This window comes from Flavobacterium sp. JP2137 (genome assembly GCF_050562195.1).
Classification (GTDB): domain Bacteria; phylum Bacteroidota; class Bacteroidia; order Flavobacteriales; family Flavobacteriaceae; genus Flavobacterium.
This window is the reverse complement of the sequence record NZ_CP191647.1, coordinates 1,672,634-1,695,499: the sequence shown is the minus strand read 5'-3', so window position 1 is coordinate 1,695,499 and position 22,866 is coordinate 1,672,634. Positions and strand designations below refer to the sequence as shown.

11 protein-coding genes are annotated in these 22,866 nt (G+C 47.8%); 2 read left to right on the top strand and 9 right to left on the bottom strand.

Features of this window, described 5'->3' with window-relative positions; all coding sequences use genetic code 11:
• Window positions 1-18: 18 nt before the first annotated feature.
• The 8 genes from ACQZ43_RS07250 to ACQZ43_RS07215 form a co-directional block, all read right to left on the bottom strand.
• Window positions 19-4,245, bottom strand: coding sequence for a GEVED domain-containing protein (locus ACQZ43_RS07250; RefSeq protein WP_430615351.1), 4,227 nt, complete (start codon window positions 4,243-4,245; stop codon window positions 19-21).
• A 332-nt stretch (window positions 4,246-4,577) separates the two neighbouring features.
• Window positions 4,578-5,741 carry a helix-turn-helix domain-containing protein gene (locus tag ACQZ43_RS07245; protein ID WP_430615349.1) on the bottom strand — a complete coding sequence of 388 codons (1,164 nt, stop codon included), beginning with the start codon at window positions 5,739-5,741 and terminating at the stop codon, window positions 4,578-4,580.
• Window positions 5,742-5,752: 11 nt separating this feature from the next.
• Window positions 5,753-6,745 (bottom strand): helix-turn-helix domain-containing protein, encoded by a 993-nt coding sequence (locus ACQZ43_RS07240; RefSeq protein WP_430615347.1) that lies wholly within the window; start codon window positions 6,743-6,745, stop codon window positions 5,753-5,755.
• Window positions 6,746-7,267: 522 nt separating this feature from the next.
• The gene (locus ACQZ43_RS07235; protein ID WP_430615345.1) at window positions 7,268-9,214 is read right to left on the bottom strand and encodes an OmpA family protein; all 1,947 of its coding nucleotides are present in this window, start codon (window positions 9,212-9,214) and stop codon (window positions 7,268-7,270) included.
• Between the two features lie 78 nt (window positions 9,215-9,292).
• Complete coding sequence (locus tag ACQZ43_RS07230; RefSeq protein ID WP_430615343.1) at window positions 9,293-10,225, bottom strand: PorP/SprF family type IX secretion system membrane protein; 933 nt, start codon at window positions 10,223-10,225, stop codon at window positions 9,293-9,295.
• A gap of 98 nt (window positions 10,226-10,323) precedes the next feature.
• Complete coding sequence (locus ACQZ43_RS07225; protein ID WP_430615341.1) at window positions 10,324-11,589, bottom strand: gliding motility-associated C-terminal domain-containing protein; 1,266 nt, start codon at window positions 11,587-11,589, stop codon at window positions 10,324-10,326.
• A gap of 173 nt (window positions 11,590-11,762) precedes the next feature.
• Window positions 11,763-14,156 carry a hypothetical protein gene (locus ACQZ43_RS07220; protein WP_430615340.1) on the bottom strand — a complete coding sequence of 798 codons (2,394 nt, stop codon included), beginning with the start codon at window positions 14,154-14,156 and terminating at the stop codon, window positions 11,763-11,765.
• A gap of 30 nt (window positions 14,157-14,186) precedes the next feature.
• Entirely contained in the window at window positions 14,187-18,005 is a 3,819-nt protein-coding gene (locus tag ACQZ43_RS07215) for a hypothetical protein (protein WP_430615338.1), read from the bottom strand.
• A gap of 740 nt (window positions 18,006-18,745) precedes the next feature.
• On the opposite strand from ACQZ43_RS07215, the gene ACQZ43_RS07210 reads away from it, so the two are divergent.
• The gene (locus ACQZ43_RS07210; RefSeq protein WP_430615336.1) at window positions 18,746-19,102 is read left to right on the top strand and encodes a four helix bundle protein; all 357 of its coding nucleotides are present in this window, start codon (window positions 18,746-18,748) and stop codon (window positions 19,100-19,102) included.
• Window positions 19,103-19,243: 141 nt separating this feature from the next.
• On the opposite strand, the gene ACQZ43_RS07205 is transcribed toward ACQZ43_RS07210, so the two are convergent.
• Window positions 19,244-20,920 (bottom strand): hypothetical protein, encoded by a 1,677-nt coding sequence (locus tag ACQZ43_RS07205; RefSeq protein WP_430615334.1) that lies wholly within the window; start codon window positions 20,918-20,920, stop codon window positions 19,244-19,246.
• 1,075 nt (window positions 20,921-21,995) lie between these two features.
• On the opposite strand from ACQZ43_RS07205, the gene ACQZ43_RS07200 reads away from it, so the two are divergent.
• Complete coding sequence (locus ACQZ43_RS07200) at window positions 21,996-22,235, top strand: transcriptional regulator (protein WP_430615333.1); 240 nt, start codon at window positions 21,996-21,998, stop codon at window positions 22,233-22,235.
• The last annotated feature ends 631 nt before the right edge of the window (window positions 22,236-22,866 follow it).

Genomic DNA, 22,866 nt, shown 5'->3' with positions numbered 1-22,866 from the left:
TACCATTGGGGAATGCGGTTATTTTTTAAGGACGCGAATCAGCTGTTGTCGATTTGAGGTGTGTATGTATATCAAATAAACACCCGCCTGATACGGGCTTAAATCAATTTGCAGCTCACGGGCTTGCGTTTGCACAGCCATCAATTGCCGACCACCGAGGTCGTAAATCCGGTAGGAGGTCATGACCTCTTGGTATTTTACCCAGAGGTAATCGGCCGTTGGATTGGGGTAATACGAGAAATGATCGGGATCAAATCCATCGATTTTGAGTTTTAAAAGGGCTTTTACCGCCAGGGGCTCGCTAGAACAAGCAGCAGCAGACCGGTCGACCACGTAATAAGTCGTATCCGACATGACTGCCGACTCCGGTGACAGGCGGTTTCGATCGTATTGCGCATCGCTTAACGAGCTATACCAAATGGGGTTTTGCGCCGCGACGATAAAATCACCGATAAGCGCCCCTTCACGGAGTTCTTGAATTGCTGCCGCAGTGGGTTTTTCCGGTATGGCATGGATCTGTACCGCCACGGACGTTCGAGGCGACTCACAGCCGTTCCAGCCTTGAGCCACGTAATACACACCGCTAACCAGGGGCGTATCTACCGACAAAAAGCTTCCGCCCTCACGCTCGGTATACCATCGGGCTTGCATGCCCGAAATCAGGTTCGCTCGCAACTCGCCTACCGCAGCAGATCCACAGAATTGTTGGGCTGTAACCACGGGGGCTACCGAATTGTCGATTACGGAAATGTTTACCATAACCCGCGCCGACTCACAGTCGCCTATTTTTTGAGAAACATAGTAATAACCGGCGGTCAATCGTTGGTTTTGACCTAGGGGAACCGAGCTGTTTATACTGCTGTACCACGAGACTACCGCATTGGCCGCGGCGGAAACCTGCAAATCGGCTAGGGTCACCTCGGTCGTACAGAAAGACTGATTGCTGGCCTGAGGTGCCGAAATTCCCGGTGCTATATGCACCTCAACCGCAATTCTTTCCGATTCACAACCGTTGAGGCTTTGAGAAACAAAATAGCTTTTGCTTTGCAAGCGCGTATTTACCTCCAAAGGCCTTGCAGCAGTTTCGGTGTCGTACCACTTAAAGACGGCTTGATCCATTCCGGAAACCATTAAATCAGCGATTTGTTTGTCGCCGCAAAAGCGCTGTGTTGCAGCGGTGGGAACGCCGACGAAAGAACAAGGCGTTGCAAAGCTCGCTGCGGCGGTCCAAAGGCTGGCAGTGCCGTTTTCGCAACGCGTTCGCACGTAAAAGTGATATGGGGTATTGGGCGTTAAGTTTTGCAAGATCACCGAGGTTTCTTCGGTTTGTCCGCGCTGTACGAGACCCTCCCGGCTACCTGCGAGACCCGAAGTTCGCCATTCATACTCAAACACAGCAGCTTGGGAGAAGCTCCACGCAGCCGTAGCGCGATCAAAGCGGAGGTTGTCAATGCGCAGGGCTGTGGGTTGCGGACAAGGTGTGGGTATATCCACCACCACGGTTAATTCTGCGTAAATGGCGGCATCGCTTACCGCAGTTGCTCGGATTACCGCCGATCCATTGGCCAGGGCTGTTGCCAGTCCCTCGGCATTTACCGTTGCCGCGCCCGCGCCGCTGGTCAGCGTCCAGCGGACCGCTTGATCAGCCGCAGCAGGAAAAACCTGGGCCTCGAGTTGTAGGGTACCGCTGGGGCTTGCAATCAGCGGATCGCCGTTGTTTTGCACGCGTACCTCCAGGCGTTCGGCCGGAGGAACCACCACTGCTGCCGTGATATCGAGGGTATAATCTTCGACCTGACCGATAAACCAGCCCGTAGGACAAGGTAAATTGACCAGCGTTCCCATAGAAGAGCTCGATTCGTAGGCCTTGACCAAGCGCAAACGCGTTTGTCCCAAAAGCGCGGTGGCGGGTATGGTCAGCGAAGCAGTCAATTCGCCCATTTCACTAGTACCCCCGGTATCGGCAGGGATTAAATAGCCCAGGTTAATCGCCTCATCGCTGTCGAAAATCCCGTTGTGATTCCAGTCGATATAGGCGTAAACCGACACCGTGGTTTGCCCTTGCGTGCCCCCTTTGACCACTATGGGATGCGCGCTTTCCTTGGACAGCGCAATCACCGTAGCGGTAAAATCCTCGATCAAAGGCGCATTGGGCTGACCGAAGGCGCTGCTGTGGGTTACTCCACCTAAACGAAGCTCGGTAATCTCGCTTACCGTCGAGGTGGTTACCCCTTCCAGCCCGCAATACGGAGCGGGAAAAACAGGTTCGGTCTGCGGGCTGGCCTTGATGCAGCGCACCGACGAGCCTTGACTGCGATTAGCCCCTGCATTGGGATTCATCGTCAGGTTGCTATAAAACAAATACTTGCTGTAATCCGGGTTGGTCGGACTAGAGGTCTTGCTCCAGTAATAGCCTCGGAGTCCGGCATTGGTGATGCCGTCGGCGCTTCCTCTAAATCCGGCGACCGTCAGTTTTAAATGGCTGTCAAAAGCCGACTGAATATTGACGATGCCTTCTGCAGCAATGATATCGCGCCATTGCACATCGGTGGGAATGGCCCAATCCGCGCCCAGTGCCTTACAGGGATCACAACCGTTATCGGCCGTAACTTGTTGGGGGTTCGAGGCGTTCCACTGGATTGGGGTACTCCCGGCACTCCACCATTGGGGCTGCGAATTGACAAAGGCGTTGAGCCCGCCTTGGAGCCCCAGCGGGTTGTTGGGTGAGGGCGCTGCGGTCGATACCGCAGCGGTTCGCAATTGGTGGCCGTCGTCCCAGCGTCCCCACTGAAACAAATCGCCGTAATTGGCCGCGTCTGTCGCAGAACTCGCCACAGCAGGACTTCCCAAGTTTTGTTGGATCCAAATCTGACCGTCCTGAGCCCTTACCGTGGTATAGACCACGCTACGCCCTTGATAGGTTAGTGTAATACAGCCGGTATCGCCGGGATTTAACCCTGGATCAGCATTAGTACATATTGGAGTGGTGGCAGTCTCCAGGATATTAACGGTATAATCTTCCACCTGGCCGGCGCGTAAGTCCGTTGCACAAGGACCAGAAATACTGTTGGTCGCTATAATGCCCGAATTTTTCACGATGCGCAGTCCTGTTCTACCGGGAATTGCCGAAGCGGGAATTGGGATATTACCCGAAATCGTATGCGCATTAAAGGGATTTGCCGGCGGGATTTTACCCAAATAAAATCCCTCTCCCGGATCGTCATAGCGGCCATTTTGATTGAAATCGATATAGACCATCACGTCGCTGGAAAAGCTTCCCGCCGGTCCTTTTACCGAAACCATATAGGATTCGCCCTTTTGCACCTCGGTAGAAATCGCGCGGAAGTCTTCGTAAATCGGTGTACTTCCCGACTGAGCCGGTGAAGTATGGTCGATGGTATTAAAGATCACTCGGGTAATCATCTCGCTATCGGCATTGTATTGAAATACGGGCAAACAAAAAGAAGACGGGGCCCAAGTAAAGGTAAAACCACTTTGGGGCAAAAAGTCCTTATACACAAAAACCACCGAAGTATTTGCCGTTCCGCGGTTGGAAGACATCAAGTTATTGGTGGAGGTGTTTCCCACGGCATAGCGGTTGTTAAAGTCGCTAGGGCTGTTTCCCCGAAGTCCGATTTGCGCACTAAAAGACGGGGGACTCCCCACGGCCGAGAGGTCATAGACGGTGCTGATTGTCCCGTCTTCGCCCAGTCGAATTTGAAAGTTCAGGTTGTAGGTACTCGAGGTCGACGGCGAAGTTCCCTCAAAAAAACCAAAGTTTTCCCATTGGATCACCAAGGTTCTATGGGGTTGTACGCCCAGGGTTTGATGGCTGATTTTCGCTTGAATGCCACCGGCCTCGTAGCGACCGACTATCGATGCGCCCAAAGCGGCAATGGCCCCGTCGAATACGGTGCTGCTGTTCGACAAGGGCGTACTCCCGAAGGGCGCATTGGCGCCGAAACTGACAAAGCCCGAACTGTGCACCTGCAAGCGATTGTGCGTCACCCCGTTAAAGGCAAAACCAAACGGCAGCTCGGTGGCATATCGGGTATTCTCCATATTGGCTGCGGTGGCCTGAGCCAGTACTGTAGGACTGGACAAAGGCACATAGGTGGACTGACTTTGACTGAAGTCGTAATAGGCCACCTGACTATACAGCGGCAGCGCCGCCGACAAAACGAGATAAAGGACCAACGCCTTAAGGCGTTGTCGCCTCTTCTGATAAGTAGTGTTTTTCATCATAAATAAGATACAAAATTGTTGTATGCAAATGTATTTATTTAGATTAAATAAAAATAGTATGATTCTATTTTTGACGATAATTAAAGGAAGTTCCTTTAAAACTAGCAAAAAGGAAAACAATTAACGCTAAAAAAACGCGCTGATAAAAATAGGGCGTCAAAAATGGCGCTCTTGCGATAAGCTGCACGGCGGGCGCTCGGATTTTTGAGGGTCACTTTAGCCCGTATGCGTGCATTGGATAATTCGGTCTGACGCGACTGCAGCGAACAGGCATTATCCCGTTCAAAAAGCGGCACCCCTTGCGAGGGACGTCTTGATTGGGGTTGTGGAGTCTAAGAATTCCGGCTTTTGGCGTGACTGTACTTGCGGTAATCCGCAGGAGACAGCTCGTAATGCTCGGCAAAAGCCCTGTAGAAAGAGGGGCGAGAATTGAAGCCGCTTTGCAGCAAAATGGTGAGTACGGTATCTCGGTTGTCGGGATCGTCGAGAAAGCACACGGCATGGGCCACTCTTTTGGCGTTGATAAACCGGTTAAAATTGGAATGGAGTCCCTGGTTAAAAACCTGAGTGAGGTGGTATTTGGGAATGCGCGTGGTTTTGGCCAAAATATCGAGAGACAGTTCGCAGTCCAAATATATTTTGCTGTCCATCACCGCTTCTAGGCGCTGCAGGTATATTTGCATTTCCACCTCTGAGATGCGGGAACGCTCGTATTTGCCCGCCCCTTGTTCCGCGGTGTTTTTTCGCTTGTACACCCGGTTTGTAGCAAAGCGTCCCTTGGAGGTAATCGAAAAAGACTCCTTGGATTTTTGGGTCGTATCCACACTCTTAAACACCGCAAATTTACGCGCTACGAGCAGCAGGTTGTAACGCAGCATGATGATCACGCCATTCCACATGAGTACCGCGATGACAAAACTGTTAAAAACCGCTGCTTTCTGACGCAATTCACTAAAAATGACCGTTATAAAAACCAGGGAAGTCGCCAGTAAAACCATAGTGGCTTGACTCATGATCATCAGGGCCATTTTATCTCTGACAAGGCGGTGAAATTCGATATAGCTCATCAGGGTGTAGGCGGTGACCTGCAGACAGACCAGGCCGTAGACGATTAATGCAAAATTTGCGACCAATTCCGCATCATCCCTGTAAAAGCGCAGCAAAACCGCAGCGAGGAGTATGCCGATAAAGCCCAAGACAAAGTGCATCGCGCTGTAGTGCATCGGTTTTGCTACGCCGCCTGCCCATACCGAAACCAAGGTGTAAAAGAAGGGGGCGTAAAAAAAGCCCAACGGAGCCGATAAGTCGATCCAGAACCCCTCCCCTCCCATCCACAGCAGTCCGCCGATCAGCGCACAGTGAAACAATAAAAAACACTGAAATACAAAGGAAGCACCTCGATAAGCCTCGGCCGTGTAAATGAATCGATCAAAATACATATTGACCAGGGCCAACAAAGCGATATTGCTCAGGAAGATCCCGTAAAAACACACCATAGATCACTGGGTTATATACTGTTTTTTGCCGTGGCGCATTGCTCTCGGAACACCGAGGGCCTCACGCCGACAAAGGCTTTAAAATATTTGTTAAAAGTGGTTTTCGAATGAAAGCCACTCTGCCGCATTAGAGCGTGTATCGGCAGATTTTCATCTTGCAATATGGCTTTTTTGGCGTATTCGATGCGATATAGCGCGGTGAGGGAATAAAAGCCCACCTTCATCTCCCGGTTCAACACCTCGGACAATTCGGCACGGCTGTGTCCCAACTCCCTCGCCAGATCGATTAAATTGAACTGGGCGTCCAAATACAAATCCGAGCGCTTGTAAAACGCGATGATCTTTTGGGCAATCAAATGGTCGCATTCCAGATCAAATTTTTCGCAGTTCTGATGCAAGGGCTGCTCCGCATCGGGATGATGCAGGCGTTGCGCCAGCTGTTCCTGGTCGAGCTGTACCCGAAAGGCCAGCAAATACACCAACCCAAAGACGATGCAAAAAAAGGACACCCCCAGTATAATCATATCGAGGTTAAAGTCGATCAGGATGCCCGAATTCTTGGCAACGAGATAGACCAGTAAACTCAGTATGCTAAACAGTCGAAAATAACTAAAAATACCAATGATGTTTTTGGAATCCGTATACAACTCGGACTGCGGTTGCTTGCGCAGTTGCACTTGAATCAACAAGGCGTAAAACAAGAGGTAGGCAACGGTTACTCCAATCGAAAAATTGGTATAGGGCTTTAGATTAACCGCAATCACCAACAGGAAAAAAATCAAATTAAGCCATAAGGGTCGGTATGCTTTTGCTCGAATAAAGCCCTCATTGAGGTTTTTCTTGTACAGGTAAATCAGCACGCAAACCCCCAGACACACATAGAGGGGTATGCGAACGAGTATCAGTATAATCTGTAGGGTAAACAGCAAGACAATCAGCTTTAAGACCTCTTGGAATTTCAGTTTTTTAAGATGCTGTATATCAATAATGGAAGATACGTTCATAAATAGGTTCTTGTTAAAAAGATTTAGACGCTTAAAACTACAGTAAACGGTGTAATAATCTCATTAAGTCACTTTTAACTTATAAATCTATCGATTTATTCCTCATAAAAAGACAAATTTACGAATTTTTTTTAAGAATCCCAGCCTTACACAGTCGCTTAAGTCACCGGAAACCACAGGTCAAACTACCAACAATTAATTGAAAATCAATTAATTACAACCAAAACAAACCGATAAAATTTTCTCAAAATTTCTGTGATCAACGCGGAAGACCCCCTTTAAAAAAGAGCTTAGCACTGCGGATTTCAAAAAATCGCAATTTACGAGTATTTATCAAAAACCCTTTAAAATGACCAATAAATTCACTAATTGAGAATATCAATATTTTATATTGAGCACTTTACTGGGTTTCTATGGGGTGTCCGTTAAAAAAAAGCGATTTAAAAGCGATTTAAAAGCGGTATAGCTGCGGCTTGTGCATTCGCTAGCTATACCGCTTAGCCGTCGTGTAAACGCCCCGATTTACATCTCCAAGATAATAAATTCGCTGCGGCGGTTTACTTGATGTTCATCCTCGTTGCACGGGATTCCGTTGGAACAGCCGTTGAGCAATTGGGTTTCACCAAATCCTCGGGCCAATACGCGCTGTGGCGCTATGCCCTGGCTGACGATCCACTTGGCGGTGGCACGGGCTCTTTGATCGGACAGCTTTAAGTTGTAGGCATCATTACCTCGGCTGTCGGTATGGGCACGTACATCGATGACCATCTTTGGATTTTCTAAAAGGACTTCGCAAATTTTAGCCAATTCCACTTGAGCCTCGGGACGGATGTCGGCCTTGCCAAAATCGAAATATATAGGCGCTAACTGCAGTACCACAAACAAGTCGTCTCCTTTTTTGATGATTACCCGATTTTTTTCCAAACCGAAATTCGCTTCTACGCGTTCGGTTTTCAACGGCAAGTCGACCGCCACCTCAGCGGTATTGTAATCGATTAACTGGGCGTTAATCCGGTAGCGGTTTCCGCATTTGAGATCTTTAAATTCATATTTTCCATCGGCGGTTGTTCGGAGTTCGGCGACTTTATTGAAGTCCGCATCGGTTAAGGTCACCAAGGCCTGGTTCAATTTCAGTTGGGTAATTGGATCGTAAACCAGGCCGTAAATGCTTTGGTTGCAATCCAGCGAAAGCCTTTGAAGTTCGGTAAAGGCGTAAATATCGTCTTGTCCGGCTCTGTTGGAGGACAAAAATCCGGTTCTGCTGTGGCTGTCTATATAAAAGCCAAAGTCGTCTTGGGGGCTGTTTGCCGGCGCGCCTATAGACTGTATGATCGACCTGCTTTGGTCGTCGCCTATACGGGTGACGTAAATATCCAAGCCGCCCAAACCCGGGCGGCCGTCCGAGGCAAAGTACAGTTCGTTATCCGCTGTGATAAAGGGAAAGCTCTCCCGGCCTTCGGTGTTGATTTCAGGTCCTAAATTTATGGGATTGCCCAAGCTGCCGTTGGGATGTATCGCCACCTTATACAAATCGGATTGGCCGATGCTTCCGTCTCGATCGGAGGCGAAATACAGCCATTTCCCGTCGGCAGTCAAGGCGGGATGGGCCGAACTAAACGCATTGGAATTGAAGGGCAATTCCTCGGGTTCACTCCAGCGGTTGTCCGTGCGCTGTGAGCGGTAAATCTTAAGCAGGCTAATGCCCTTGTCGTCGGTGATCCGCCTTCCGTTGGCGTAGTTGTTGCGCGTAAAATACACCGTATTGCCGTCCTCGGAAAAAACCGGTGTGGATTCGTTGAACTTCGAGCCGAGTTCGGGGGCAAAAACCCGGGGCGTTCCCCAATGGCCTTCGGCGTCGATCTCCGCTGCGTATAAACGCGTAAAGGGCTCGTCGGTCCAGCTGTGTATCCGCTTGGAAAAACCCGTTTTCTCCCGGGCCGAGCTAAAGATCAACTGGTTTTCATATAGGGTGCTGCCGTAATCGGACCAAGCGGAATTGATCGGGAGTGCCGCTATGGTGTACCGCGGCACATCGGTTTTAAAGCCGGTCAAATAATCCGCCGGAGCGTCTAAGAGCAGCGCTCTACCGTCGCGGTTTTCCCGCTCTTTAAAAAGCTGTAGGTACTCAGCGGCTTCGGGGTATAGTTCCTTTGCCTTTAGGGTTTGAGCGTAGCGGTAATAGTATTCCGACGGTATGTCTGCAGCGGATTCCACAGCGAACAACTGGGCGTAGTAGTTGGCCGCATCGATTAATTTGCCGTTAAAGTAATAGGCATTGCCCAGGTTTTGAAACAGCTGTTGCGACTGATGGCCTTTACGGGCAACCCGTTCGTAAATTTTAATCGCGTCTACGTAGGCGTAATTCTCGTATTTCGCCGTTGCTCTGCGCTCTTGCGCTTCTTGCGCGTGCAGGGCCATAGCGCAGAAAATGGCCAAAGCCCCGAATAGGTATTTTTTGGTGATTTTCATATATCAGTATTTTTAGTTTTCAAACGCATAGCTCCAGGGCCTGACCGATCGACGGCGCGCCGAAGGCGGTTATAGCCCTTAGAAGAAACGCGGTGAAACGATTCGATTCAAGCGATTAAACAGTTCAAAACGCATAAAAATCTCGTGAGATCCGGAGTTATAATGGGCCAGTTTGGTCGTATCGGTATCATAGGTATAACCGACAAAAAGTCCGTCGCTAAGCTGAAAGCCCACTAAACCACTAACCGCAGCATCCCAACGGTAGGCCACGCCTAGCGTTAGCTTCTCATAGATCAAAAAGTTGGCCGTAAGATCCACTTGTAGCGGAGCGCCGTTTACCGCTTTGATCAAAAAAGCCGGTTTAAACTTAAAAGTCGGCGACCATTCAAACACCTGTCCCCCGATGAGGTAAAAGTGCATCTTTTGCTTCATCGTAGCCACGGTATTGTCGTCGTAGCGTTCGGTGGTCAAGAAATTCGGCACCGAAAGTCCGATATAACTCTTGTCGGAGTGCAGGTAGAGTCCCGCCCCTATATTAGGCGAAAACTGATTGTTGATATTTTCTTGAAACTGCCCGTCGTTGGGGTTGTAAATATCGAGTTTGCTGTAGTCGACCTCAAGTAGATTGGCGGTTCCCTTGACGCCGAAAGACAGCTTCAAGCGCCGACTCAAATCGATGGTATAGGAGATGTCTATATCGATGTTATTTTCGTCCATAGCGCCAATGCGGTCGTTGGTAAAGGCCAGGCCCAAACCCAGTCGCGACTCGCCCAAGGGGGTGTGCAGGGAGAGCTTGGCCGTTTTGGGCGCCCCATCGAGTCCCACCCATTGGGTGCGATACATCCCAAATACGCTCATCACCCCTCTGGATCCGGCATAAGCCGGATTCACCGCAACGGTGTTGTACATATATTGGGTGTACTGCGAATCTTGTTGGCCGTAGAGATTCGAAAATCCACTGAGGAAAAACAAACCCACTCCCATTGCCTTTATAAAGTATTTTAAGTTCATAAATGTCGCTTTTATTTGTGATTTAACGCGGCTATTCCCGTTTGAACTCGGCCTACTGCGGGCAGTAGCGTCTGCTCAAAGCGGTGCAACTGCGCTCCTTAATTGTTTTCCAAGTGTAAATAACCCGCCTTTTTGATGACCTGGGTTCCACTGGCCGAATGGAGCTCGTAGGTCAAAATGTAATAATAGGTTCCCGTCGGCAACTTTTCATTTTTGTTTAGCGTTCCCTTACCGTCGGAATAGCCCTTAAACACATTCCCGCTACTGTCGTAGTTGGTCGTTTCAAAAACCTTGGTTCCCCAACGGTTAAAGATTTGCACGGTATTTTGGGGGTATTCTTGAATGCGGTCGATAAAGAAGTAGTCGTTTTTACCGTCTCCATTGGTACTGACGGCATTGTAGATCACCACATCACCTTCCAAAATCAGCTCGTGTTTTACCGTGGCAAGCGTAAAAATCCCATAGCCATCTACCGCCGTGGGCGTGGTTACGGTTTTTTCAGCCAGATCGACGATGCCGCCTTGGTCTACCCAAAGCGCCTCCTTGTCGTCCCAGCGCACGATATGCAGGTTTTTTTCCGGTGTTGCGAGAAATTGTGCCGGCGTGGTGTTGGCATCCCAACTCAAACTCAAAATCAGTTCGCTTGGGCTATTCAACTGCTTGATGACCCAATATTCACTGGGGTTCACCTCTAAGATCACCCCTGCTTTACTAGCTGAAGGATATTGCTTTAACGCGGTTTTAAAGAAATATTCCGCGCTAAAATGATCGGCGACCGCCGGGGGTGCGCTAAGGGCTGCTCTTCGGTAATACTGTCCATTTCCAACGGGATAGATAAAGGCTTCCTTGCCCTTTTTTTCCACCTGTCCCTTGACGTGGCTGTCCTGATGCATATTGATCGCTCGGGCATTTTTTTCAAACACCAGGCCGCCCTGCAAGGAATCCAAGTGCAGGATGCCTTGGGTAAAATTGGCCGTTCCCGATATGCTGATGTCGTTTTTTAGTTCAAAATCTCGCGGAATGCTGGTTTTATTAAATAAAACGTCGAGAAATTCTATGGGCTTATTTCCGGTAATGAGCTGCCGGTTTGCCTCGGTTCCCTCAAAAATGGTGTAGCCAGTTTTGGCGGTGGAATTGTATGTAAACAAGCCGTTGTTTTTTAAATACGCCCGCAAATACAATTCGCCATCGTTGTAGACCACCCCAGATTCTGTATTGTCAAAGCCCTTTAAAGTGGTCATTTCGGTATTAGACGAAATATAGATGTCACCGAAGTTTACCATAACCCCCGTTTCCTGACTATGTCCACAAAGGCCGACAAAAAACAGCGCGGGATAAATCGCATATTTTATTTTTCGGTTCATATTGATTTCTTTTAATTGGAATTGTCTTTTTTTGGCGAAGCGCGACTAGAGTTCTGGGCGATTTTCTACATCGCCGTTGCCCTTTATACTTTGGCAAACCCAAATGGCACTAGCGCCGTGCTGTAATTCATAAGAAGCGGGAGGCAAACCGCCCCCCACTCCATTAGATAAAATTATTGTACTTGATAGTCCTGTTGAATATTCAATTGTACGTACTTCACCGCCCATGCCAAGGTGTTCGCATAAAGGAAACTGTTGTATACCGTACCTCCACTATAGTTTTTAAACCGTGGTAAACCGGTGGTGGTGATATAGGCTGGCCAAATGGTGGTTGAGGTATTTGACGGCGTTCCGGAAGTCCAACCAGAATCGCCCACATACACATATCCCAGCGATTCGTGTTTCAGCATCCACGCTCTAGACGCATATCCATTTTGAATCGCTAAAACCTTCATATTGGATGGGAAATCCGATACGTAATACGAGTTGTTTACATCGGATCCACCGCCTTTTCCACTTACATCTTCAAATGGGCCTTTGAGTATGGAATCGTCCACATTCAAAATCGGATTGTAATAGGTGGTTCCTGTACCGCTTACCGTGACCGAACCGCCGGTGATTTTATTGATTAAATTCCGTGCACCAGCAGCATCGTTTTCTTGAGAGTGGATCAAAACGCCTTTTTTGTTTTTGACAAAATCGTTCAGTATTTCGATACTCGCTGCATTGGGCAAGAAGTTGTACCCGAGCACAATGATATCAATCTTGTTGTTGTTGATATTGTTTCTCAAAGTAGTTCCTTGACTGAGACCGTTATTAAAGATTTTCATGTCTTGAATCTGTACTACTCCCGCCGGACCAAAATTGGATTTGTTTTGTATAATGGCTCGCGAGGCTTCTGAATTGGAAGCGGTTCCCGGGGCATACAATCCCTGTCCCACACCGAGTATGTTCATCGTTCTATAAACGAACGTAATGCTCTTGGTACAATTGGTACTGCCGCTGCTGCTGTTATTGGAAACGATGTAGGAGAAACTCCCCCCTGCCACTGGTATACCCGTTGCTCTAAGGGTAATTTCCTGGCTACCGGTTTGCGCAAAAGTACCCGAGGCCGAGAATGAAATTCCGTTTACCGCATTGGTACTGATTACATAAGCACCCGGATAGACTACGTTTACCGTGATTTTCATCAAATTACTGGCAATCATCGGCGTTTCAGGCGCATAACTTCCTTCGACGATCAAAGAGTTGCAGGCCATGGTATAGCGTACCGGTTGTGCCGCGGTAGGGATGGTCACGGAACAAGGCGTTACCAAACCAGAGGTAGCGGTAATATTCAAGTCCACATCGGTGGTTGCGGTAAGGGTACCCGTACCGTTGAGGGTAACCATTTGTTCGCCCAAGGTATCGAAGGTCTGCAAGCCCGAGCTAAAGCTAATTCCCGAAGCCGTATTGGTTGTAATGGTCGTGGTTCCCGTGGCCAATACATTGACTTTAAGCGTTATGGTATTGCTGTTGGTCAAGGCGACGTCTTGCATATAGGTCCCGTTAATCACGGCCTGACTGCAATCGATGGTATATTTTACCGCAGCTACGACCACTGGAATATTGGAACAATTGACTGGTGTTGCCGCATTGGTCGAGATGTTAAACTGGTTGGTTCCCGCAGCCACTGGCTTACCGGTACCCGACAATTGAACGGTTTGCGGCCCTGTGGCGGTAAATGTTCCCGTACCGGCAAAGGAATATCCGTTGAGTACATTGGTATTGATACTCCAGAATCCGGTATGACTTACGTTGACTTCGACCTGCATTTTATGGGTATCATACAGGTTCATGCCGATAAAATAGTTTCCAGCAGTTTGGATATTGGCACATAAGACCGCGAAGTCTACGCTGGCTTTTTCCACGAAAACATTAGGCTTACAGGCGGCTACCCTGTTGTTTAAAACCAGGGTTACCTCATCGCCTAAGGCGCCGGCATCGTAGCCTGTATTAGGCGTACCTACACCGAGCAAAGTAAGCATATACGAACCCGTGGTTGGAAAAGTTCCCTTGGCCGAAAAGTAATAACCGTTGTTCGTTGAAGCCGTAACTTCATAGGTTCCCGCTTGAGTAACGGAAACGGGTACGTTTAGGGTATTGCTGCTGTTTAAGAACTCGCCTTGTTTGTAGATTCCGTTGACCACCACGGCGCTACACTGTAGGGTACTGATGTTGATTACCGCCGGTGGCGGGGTTCCACACAGGCTCAACCACAGTTGCTGTGCGCTGGCCCAATAATTAAAACAACCCGAGCTGGTGTTGTAAATCAGCAATCCGTCTACGCGGTTGGCCATTACAATAGCATCGCGTTGGCCTTCGGTTAACCGGGGCGTCAAAAATCCTTTATTGGTGCTTTCCAATTCCAATACGGCACCCAAAACCGGCGTAGTGCTGGAACCGGAAACCGTACCGTCTTTAATCTTGGTCATATTCGCTTGTGCAAAGGATGTCATCGATCCCAGGAACAACAATACCACCATTGCTATGGTGTGAAACAAACTTATAAACCGCTTCGTTTTCATCTTTTCTATATTTTTAGATTAGGAGAATGCTTACTTAACAAGTAATAAACCTTCCAATTTGGTTAATCGATCCTGTACGGTCTGATTTGCTCGTTCCAATTGTTGAATTTGCACATCCTTAACTTCGATTTGATTCTTTTGTTCGATCAGGTGTAGGTAGAGTTCTTCGGTTTTCTCCAACAGCTGTATCGACAATTCCGACAGGTTAAAGGCGTATCCCTCTGCGGTTTTCGCCAGCTCGTGTATGGGAGTAATACCGGGTAAATGCCTGTTTGTTTTAATAAACGCTTCTACTGCATCGAGATTTTTAAACTGATAGTCCAGTTTTATTTCGGAAAAACCGTTGTAATAATCCTCAAACACATAATCGGCATAGCTGCTGTTTACCGTAGAAATACTTCCATTGACGCGAAGCTTTTCATTAGGCACATCTGAAGCCGTGTTGTAACCGATACCCACCCAGCCGTTGGTGTAGATATTGTCCGTATTGGATACCGCTCCGATATGGGTGGCTGTGCTGTACCAGGGTTCTTGAATAATCGGTGCCAAATCCAGCGTATGCACGAGCTGTTTTTCATCGGTATAGACCAGTTTCTTTTCATCGACATCCAATTCCAAGGTGGTTAGGGATTCGATTTCGCCGATCATGTCGACCAAGCTAAACTCGGTAGTCACATTTTTCTCATTGGTATACGCCAATTTGTGTGTTACGGGATCGTAGGTCATTTCCGTGATGGTTTCGGTGCCCTTTACCAACACTCGAATATCAACCGGATTGGCAATGCCCATCTCATCGGTATAGGTTAGGGTGTGGACTTCGATTTCCTCTCCCTCTTCGTTGAAACCGGCTGTGATTATATCGGTCAAAGTGGTTAGGGTTTGTTTTGTTTCGACGAAGTCGGTCATATAATCGATGTAATCCTGATTGGTGGTATGGACAATCGCAGCGGGTATGTCGATATCCACCTTGTCACCGGCTTCGTTACTATAAGTAAACACCTTGGTGGTAACATCTTGTACCAAAGTCGTCAGCGTTTCCGCCGCTTTGACCAATTCGGTGATGTCGATGATTTGAACCGCTCCATTTTCGTCGTAATAGGTGAAATTATCGCCGTCGAAGCTCACATTGCCCTCAATTTTGGAGAAATATTGGTTTAAGATATCCTGAACGTTGGTGTTGTTGATGATCTCTTCGAATTTGTTGGTCACGTCGGCAGCCACGTCAATATCCACCTTATCACCGGCTTCGTTGGTGTAGGTATAGATCTTGGTCGTGCCGTCCTGTACCAAAGTCGTCAGCGTTTCCGCCGCTTTGACCAATTCGGTGATGTCGATGATTTGAACCGCTCCGTTTTCGTCGTAATAGGTAAAATTATCGCCGTCGAAGCTTACATTGCCCTCGATTTTGGAGAAATACTGGTTTAAGATGTCTTGGACATTGGTGTTGTTGATGATCTCTTCGAATTTGTTGGTCACATCGGCCGCCACGTCAATCTGGACCGTAGCACCGGCTTCGTTGGTGTAGGTATAGATCTTGGTCGTGCCGTCTTGTACCAGAGTCGTCAGCGTTTCCGCCGCTTTAACCAATTCGGTGATGTCGATGATCTGAACCGCCCCATTTTCGTCGTAATAGGTAAAATTATCGCCGTCGAAGCTCACATTGCCCTCGATTTTGGAGAAATATTGGTTCAAAATGTCTTGAACGTGGGTGTTGTTGATGATCTCTTCGAATTTGTTGGTCACATCCGCCGCCACGTCAATATCCACCTTATCACCGGCCTCGTTGGTATAGGTATAAATCCGGGTCGTGCCGTCTTGTACCAAAGTCGTCAGCGTTTCCGCCGCCTTGACCAATTCGGTGATGTCGATGATCTGAACCGTACCGCTGCCGTCGACATAGGTAAAATTATTGCCGTCGAAACTCACATTGCCCTCGACTTTAGTGATGTATTGGTTTAAAATATCTTGAACGTGGGTGTTGTTGATGATCTCTTCGAATTTGTTGGTCACATCGGCAGCCACGTCAATTTGAACCGTAGCACCGGCTTCGTTGGTGTAGGTATAGATCTTGGTCGTGCCGTCTTGTACCAAAGTCGTCAGCGTTTCCGCCGCTTTGACCAATTCGGTGATGTCGATGATTTGTACGTTACCGCTGCCGTCGACATAGGTAAAATTATCGCCGTCGAAGCTCACATTTCCCTCGATTTTGGAGAAATACTGGTTTAAGATGTCTTGGACGTTGGTGTTGTTGATGATCTCTTCGAATTTGTTGGTCACGTCGGCCGCCACGTCAATTTGAACCGTAGCACCGGCTTCGTTGGTGTAGGTATAGATCTTGGTCGTGCCGTCTTGTACCAAAGTCGTCAGCGTTTCCGCCGCTTTAACCAATTCGGTGATGTCGATGATCTGAACCGTACCGCTGCCGTCGACATAGGTAAAATTATCCCCGTCGAAACTCACATTCCCCTCGACTTTAGTGATGTATTGGTTTAAGATGTCTTGGACGTGGGTGTTGTTGATGATTTCCTCGAATTTGTTGGTCACGTCGGCCGCCACGTCAATTTGAACCGTAGCACCGGCTTCGTTGGTGTAGGTATAGATCTTGGTCGTGCCGTCTTGTACCAGAGTCGTCAGCGTTTCCGCCGCTTTAACCAATTCGGTGATGTCGATGATTTGTACGTTACCGCTGCCGTCGACATAGGTAAAATTATCACCGTCGAAGCTCACATTCCCCTCGACTTTAGTGATGTATTGGTTTAAGATGTCTTGGACGTGGGTGTTGTTGATGATCTCTTCGAATTTGTTGGTCACGTCGGCCGCCACGTCAATTTGAACCGTAGCACCGGCTTCGTTGGTGTAGGTATAGATCTTGGTCGTGCCGTCTTGTACCAGAGTCGTCAGCGTTTCCGCCGCCTTGACCAATTCGGTGATGTCGATGATTTGTACGTTACCGCTGCCGTCGACAAAGGTAAAATTATCGCCGTCGAAGCTCACATTACCCTCGATTTTGGAGAAATACTGGTTTAAGATGTCTTGGACGTGGGTGTTGTTGATGATCTCTTCGAATTTGTTGGTCACGTCGGCCGCCACGTCAATTTGGACCGTAGCACCGGCTTCGTTGGTGTAGGTATAGATCTTGGTCGTGCCGTCTTGTACCAAAGTCGTCAGCGTTTCCGCCGCCTTGACCAATTCGGTGATGTCGATGATTTGTACGTTACCGCTGCCGTCGACATAGGTAAAATTATCGCCGTCGAAGCTCACATTGCCCTCGACTTTAGTGATGAATTGGTTGAGGTGGTTTTGTACATTGGTGTTGTTGATGATTTCCTCAAAATTCGTGGTGACATCGGTGAGCACATCGATATCGACCGTATCACCGGCTTCGTTGGTATAGGTATAATTACCGTTTCCATTGTTGACCAAGGTCGTTACCACTTCGGTATGGGCGATATCGGTAAGCAAAACAGAAACCTTATGGCCTTCGGTATCTTCGAGGACCAATTCGCCGTTGATCACACTCAATTTGACGTTGCTCGTATTTAGAAACAGGGCGGTATCTTCATCGCTGACGATGCGCACCCAGCGATTTCTATACCAGTAGTAATAACCTGGGGTAACATCGGCTACAGAAGATTTATTATACACCAACAGGCTTTCGACATTGCCCTCGGTGATGCTCGTCGCATCGGTAGTGCTGCTCAGTGCAATGCGGGGAATCAACACCCCTTTGTCATCCGAGCTAATTTCTAATTGCGCAGATTTATCGGGATAGTGCGTGCCAATACCTACCTGGGAATAAACCATACCACTGACAAATAGTGCTGCTAAGGGAAGTAATTTTTTCTTCATCTGAAATAAGTTTTTAATTAATTTTCCATTCCTTCTACGATATCTTTTCCAAAGAGGAGTATGTTATAAACAAAAGCACCCTTTTTACAGAATACGTTATAATATATTCACTCATTAAAACCATAGAATGCGAATTTGGCAATTATTTTTTAAAAAAGAATCTCAAATTAGTAGTCTAAGGCACGTCTAATTATATGAGACACGCCTGTTAATCAGCCATTTAATCCAAAAAGCTCCGATTGGAACATATCGCTTAAAATATCCGATCATTTTTTGCCAAATTTATATTATCACTAAATAAAAGAGCGAAATAGAGCGGTTTTTCCAATGGAATAAAAAAACTTAAAAACTTAAAAAAAGCAAAAAATTACGTTAGATGTACGCTACAAGCGCTAGAATCAGGCCTCAAGGGCCTTTAAAGTCGACTTAAAGCCCGGCTAATGCGGCTACAAGTGCAAGGATTCGAGAAGTATACGGATTTTCGCGTTCCAGGGCGGCCGCAAAATTTGAAACGGCTCGGCTCGAACGCGCCGGGCAATTCGCGGGTTAGTAGGCATTTGGGCGGCGATAACAGCAGCGGTTCAAGCCGTCTTAAAAACCAAACTGTCTCATTTAAATCGCAAAAAAAATGAAAAAAAACCACAAAATCCTTTTGCTGATCCTCAATAATTAGTATTTTACCCCCTATAACCAACTAAAAACTAATCATATAACAGAAATTACCATCAAAAAACAAAACAATGAAAACGCATCAAGACTTAGAAGTGTGGAACAGGGCTATGGATCTAGTGACCGATATCTATAGGGTTTCTCACGATTTCCCACAACAGGAGGTCCATGCTTTAACCGATCAAATCAGGCGTTCAGCCATTTCGCTACCCTCTGTTATAGCAGAAGGCGTGAGCAAAAGCGAAAACGGGGATTTCATTCGGTATTTGTATTTGGCCTTTGCCAACAACAACGAATTGGAAACCCAAATCATCATTGCCTGTAACCTCAACTTCATCGACCACAGCAATCAAATACAGTTGCTGCGGCAAACCCAGACAATCGGCAAAATGCTGCTGGGATTGATCGAGCTTATCCAACATAAATAAGGGCGAACTCCGAAGTTTCACCAAAACACTTAGTTCTAGCACATATCTGGCCGTATCTTTTTAACGGCTGCTAAGTAGCTAGTTATTTCCTCCTACACCGGTTTAGTTCAAATCGTTTTGTTATTAACAAGCTTGTGAATTTTATTGGTTTTCCACAGACAAATCTGCCAGCGCCCACAGCAGGTGGCGCTCGGTATAGCGGTAAATCTTTTTGGTGATGGCAAAAAATTCGGGAATCGACGGTGCCTTATCCACAGGGGTGCTCGATGGAATGTCGGCGTCGAATTGGCGAAGGATCTGCTCCCAATGGCCGCCGATGAGCTCGGGTTTGAAGTCGGGCAGAAACCACTGAATCAGCAGCCAGGATTCCGAGAGCCCGAGTTGACTGGGCAGGTAGTGAATTTGCTTGTAGCACAGCGCCCAAGCGCACTGCAAAAACAGCTGCCGCAAGGCGGGTATGTGCGCGTCTTGCAGTTCCCTGGCTCCCAATTCCATCAAGCTCTTTCCCGAGGCTTGTAAAAGCCGCAGCTGCTCACCTTGGTAATCGCTTGCACCGGCCTGGGGCGTTCCCCATTCAAGCCGGGAGCCCAAGGGCGCCTCGGTCCGCGAAAACAAACAGCGCTTAGCGGTGAATACCTCCTTGTAAAACGTTTGAAAGCGCGCTAAACCTTCCAATATTTCGGCTGCAGGGTGATAGAGCAGGGTGATTTTGACGGCACTGCCCAAGCGCTGCTGCAGCAGTTGTTGGGCGGCGGTACGCCCCGCCGCCTTCAATTGGTCGCCGATGACCAGCACTATAAAATGGCGGCCGCGCTTTACCTTTCCCAAGGGGGTTTTGGGCGTTTGGTCAAATCCCTTGCAGGCCACTAAATACAGCTGCATTATCGCGGGGTCTTCCCGCAGTATCGCGACGAGCTGACGCTGTAAAATTTGGGCTTTGGACTGGGTTTCGGAACGCAGGCGTTGCTCGATCTGGTAAATCTGGTTGCGGGCCAATTTTTTCTTGAGCTCCTTGGTGTATAAGGGCGCTAATTCGTTGTTTAAATAGGCCTGCAAATACTGCAGCAGTTGTCGGATGCGTTGGTGTTCCAAGGTGCCAAAGTCGGACACTTGCTCTTCGAGCCCTGCTTGGGCGTGCAGCAGTTTTGTTAAGTCGGCCCAGCCTTGGGCCTGATAGGTGAGGTAAAACGGAAAACCGGGCAACTGCGCCTTTAAAAAGTTCAAAGTCGCGTGGGTATCGCCCCAGTGAATCGCCTTGGGCAACAAAAAGCTTTGGAAGGCCTGCAGCTGTTTTTGCAAAAGGATTTGCAAGCAGCGGTAGGCTGCTTGCCCCTGGTTTTGCTGGGATGAAAAATAAACGTATAAGGCCATATCCTCTTTAAAGGCTTCGCTTTGGCGGTCGAGCCAGCGCTGGAGTTGCCTCTTGCATTTGGTAAAATGCTGTTGCTTGGGCAAGAGCCCATAGTGCTTGTAGGATTTTTTGTTGGCGGCATATACCACGTCGCAGTCCTGCGCGTTTAAAGCCGTAAAAGCAAAGTGTAGGTCGGCTTCGGATCGGAGTCCGGCCGCATCGACCAAGGCGATGCTCAGACCGTGCTGTTCCACGCTGTCCCGGCACCAGGGTTCTCGGTTCCAAGCCGCTATATCGGCAGACTTGAGCTGTCCGCCACAAACGATAATCAGGCTGTTGAAATGTCCCAAAGACGCTTTGGAATACAGCAGCAATTCGACCGCACCCGCAGCGGTGAGCTGCCGTATTTTCTGTTCGATCGCAGCAGGCCATTTACAGCCCGCCATAGTGTTGATAAAGGGTTTCATTAAAAAAAATTCACTGTAAAATACCAGCTTTTACCGTGGTGAGCCCGCTATTGATAAAAAACAACATACCCCTATTAGCCAATCCGTACGTTAAATGACTACTACCATGCTGTCCTGTACAGCTCAAATTAATTTATATTATGAAAAATCGGACGACACTCGACCGGGGTATGCTTAGGGAATGTACCTCCCTTACTCATTAAAAAAAACGACTATTACCATGAGCCTAATATTTAATTGTACTTCGTTGCGCTACGAATAACACTGGAGCGTTACCAGTATTTCGTTGGAGCGCGCCATTGGCGAAGAGCCGCGGCGTTCTCGGAGCTATTACAATCCTTAAAAAAAACGCTTGCCTAGAGGCGCAGTGGCGCCTTTAAAAAATTCCTCCCCCGCAATCCCGGCTACTCCCAAAGCTAGGAGCTGCAAAGGAGGAAAAACCATACCTCGAGTCATATAGTCCGCAGTAATGAACTTCGAGGTATTTTTATTGCACCGCATCCTAAAATACTAAATTATGAGAAACTGCTTAAAAAAGCGCTGGTGCAATAAAATGAGGCCGGTTAGCGCCTCAAAATTGAGCATTCAAAAAACTATCAAAGGCCTAGGGCCCGAAAAATAAATAATCTTAAATAAGGCGTGAGCCTTGCAGCTCGCCGGTATAGACACTCGGCTTATCTACCCAGTGACTGCGCTCACGCCCGTTCCGCGAATACCTGTCCGCACAACTCCATCCGAAACGCCCTAAGGCGTAGATGCAGCGGCGGGAATACTTTGGTGCTTCACCCCCTTAAAAGGCGGTTTAGCCAACTGTTTTACCCCTCGAAGCATGTAGACGAGGAGGTATTCGCAGCCTACTATAAATAATTGCTTCAAAAGCGACTTTCCATGGAACAGCGCCATCGGAAACTTCCTGTAACACCTGGGCAGCTGTGGAAAACGAATCGGTCTCTCCGCACTAACCAAAAGAAACCTTCAATCGCAAATCGCTTTCTATCTTTCAAATATAAAAAAATATTTTAATTGCGCACTATCGTACGCAATATTATTTTATATAAATGGTTATTTTGAGGTTATGCCGAATATCGATACGCTTATCTGTACCTACATTTACCACCATTGGATTGCGCAAGCGGTTTCCCAAAGGGGATTTGCCCTAGATCACAATATAGAGGAGAGCATCGTGCGGAAAATCAAAAATACCGCCCTGCAAACCGCAAAGAGTCGATACAATATTCCGGTTTCCACCTTGCAGAAAATATGTGAGGCGCGGAACCTCCCCTTGCAGGAATTTTTTTCGCTGATCGACTGCTAAATCGACAAGCGATTAAAATGCGCGCGATTTCTCTTTTATTTCAGCGTAGACCCTTTTTCAACAAAGGCAGTAATCCCTGAAAAAAACGAAAAAACCACTGGTTTTCGTCAGAAAAGCGCAGTTTTCCCGCGGCAATTAGCACTTATCTATACCCAAATATAAAAAAAATATTAAGGTAACCTATATGTGTCTTGTTAAATTTTTAAAAATCGGGAAATTTACTTATAGAGCAGATTCGTTTATTCGCGGATTCGATTATTCGCCTTGGATTGCGGTAAAGTCGGCGTGTCAGGGATTTTTAATTCCGTAGATTTTGTCTTTTTTTGAGGATTCGCTGATTCGTTTATTCGTTTATTCGCCTTAGATTGCGGTAAAGTCGGCGTGTCAGGGATTTTTAACTCCGAAGGTTTTGCGCTTTGTAGAAACTCCCGAATCAGCCTATCAGCGAATCCGCGAATCAGCCCTTTTGTTCGTTTATTCGCTTTGAATTGCGGTAAATTCGATGTTGAGGCATTTTTTAATTCCGTAGATTTTGTCTTTTGCAGAAGCTCTCGCATCCGCGAATCCCCGAATCCCCGAATCGGCTTTTTTTTCGCTTTGTAGAAACTCCCGAATCAGCCTATCAGCGAAT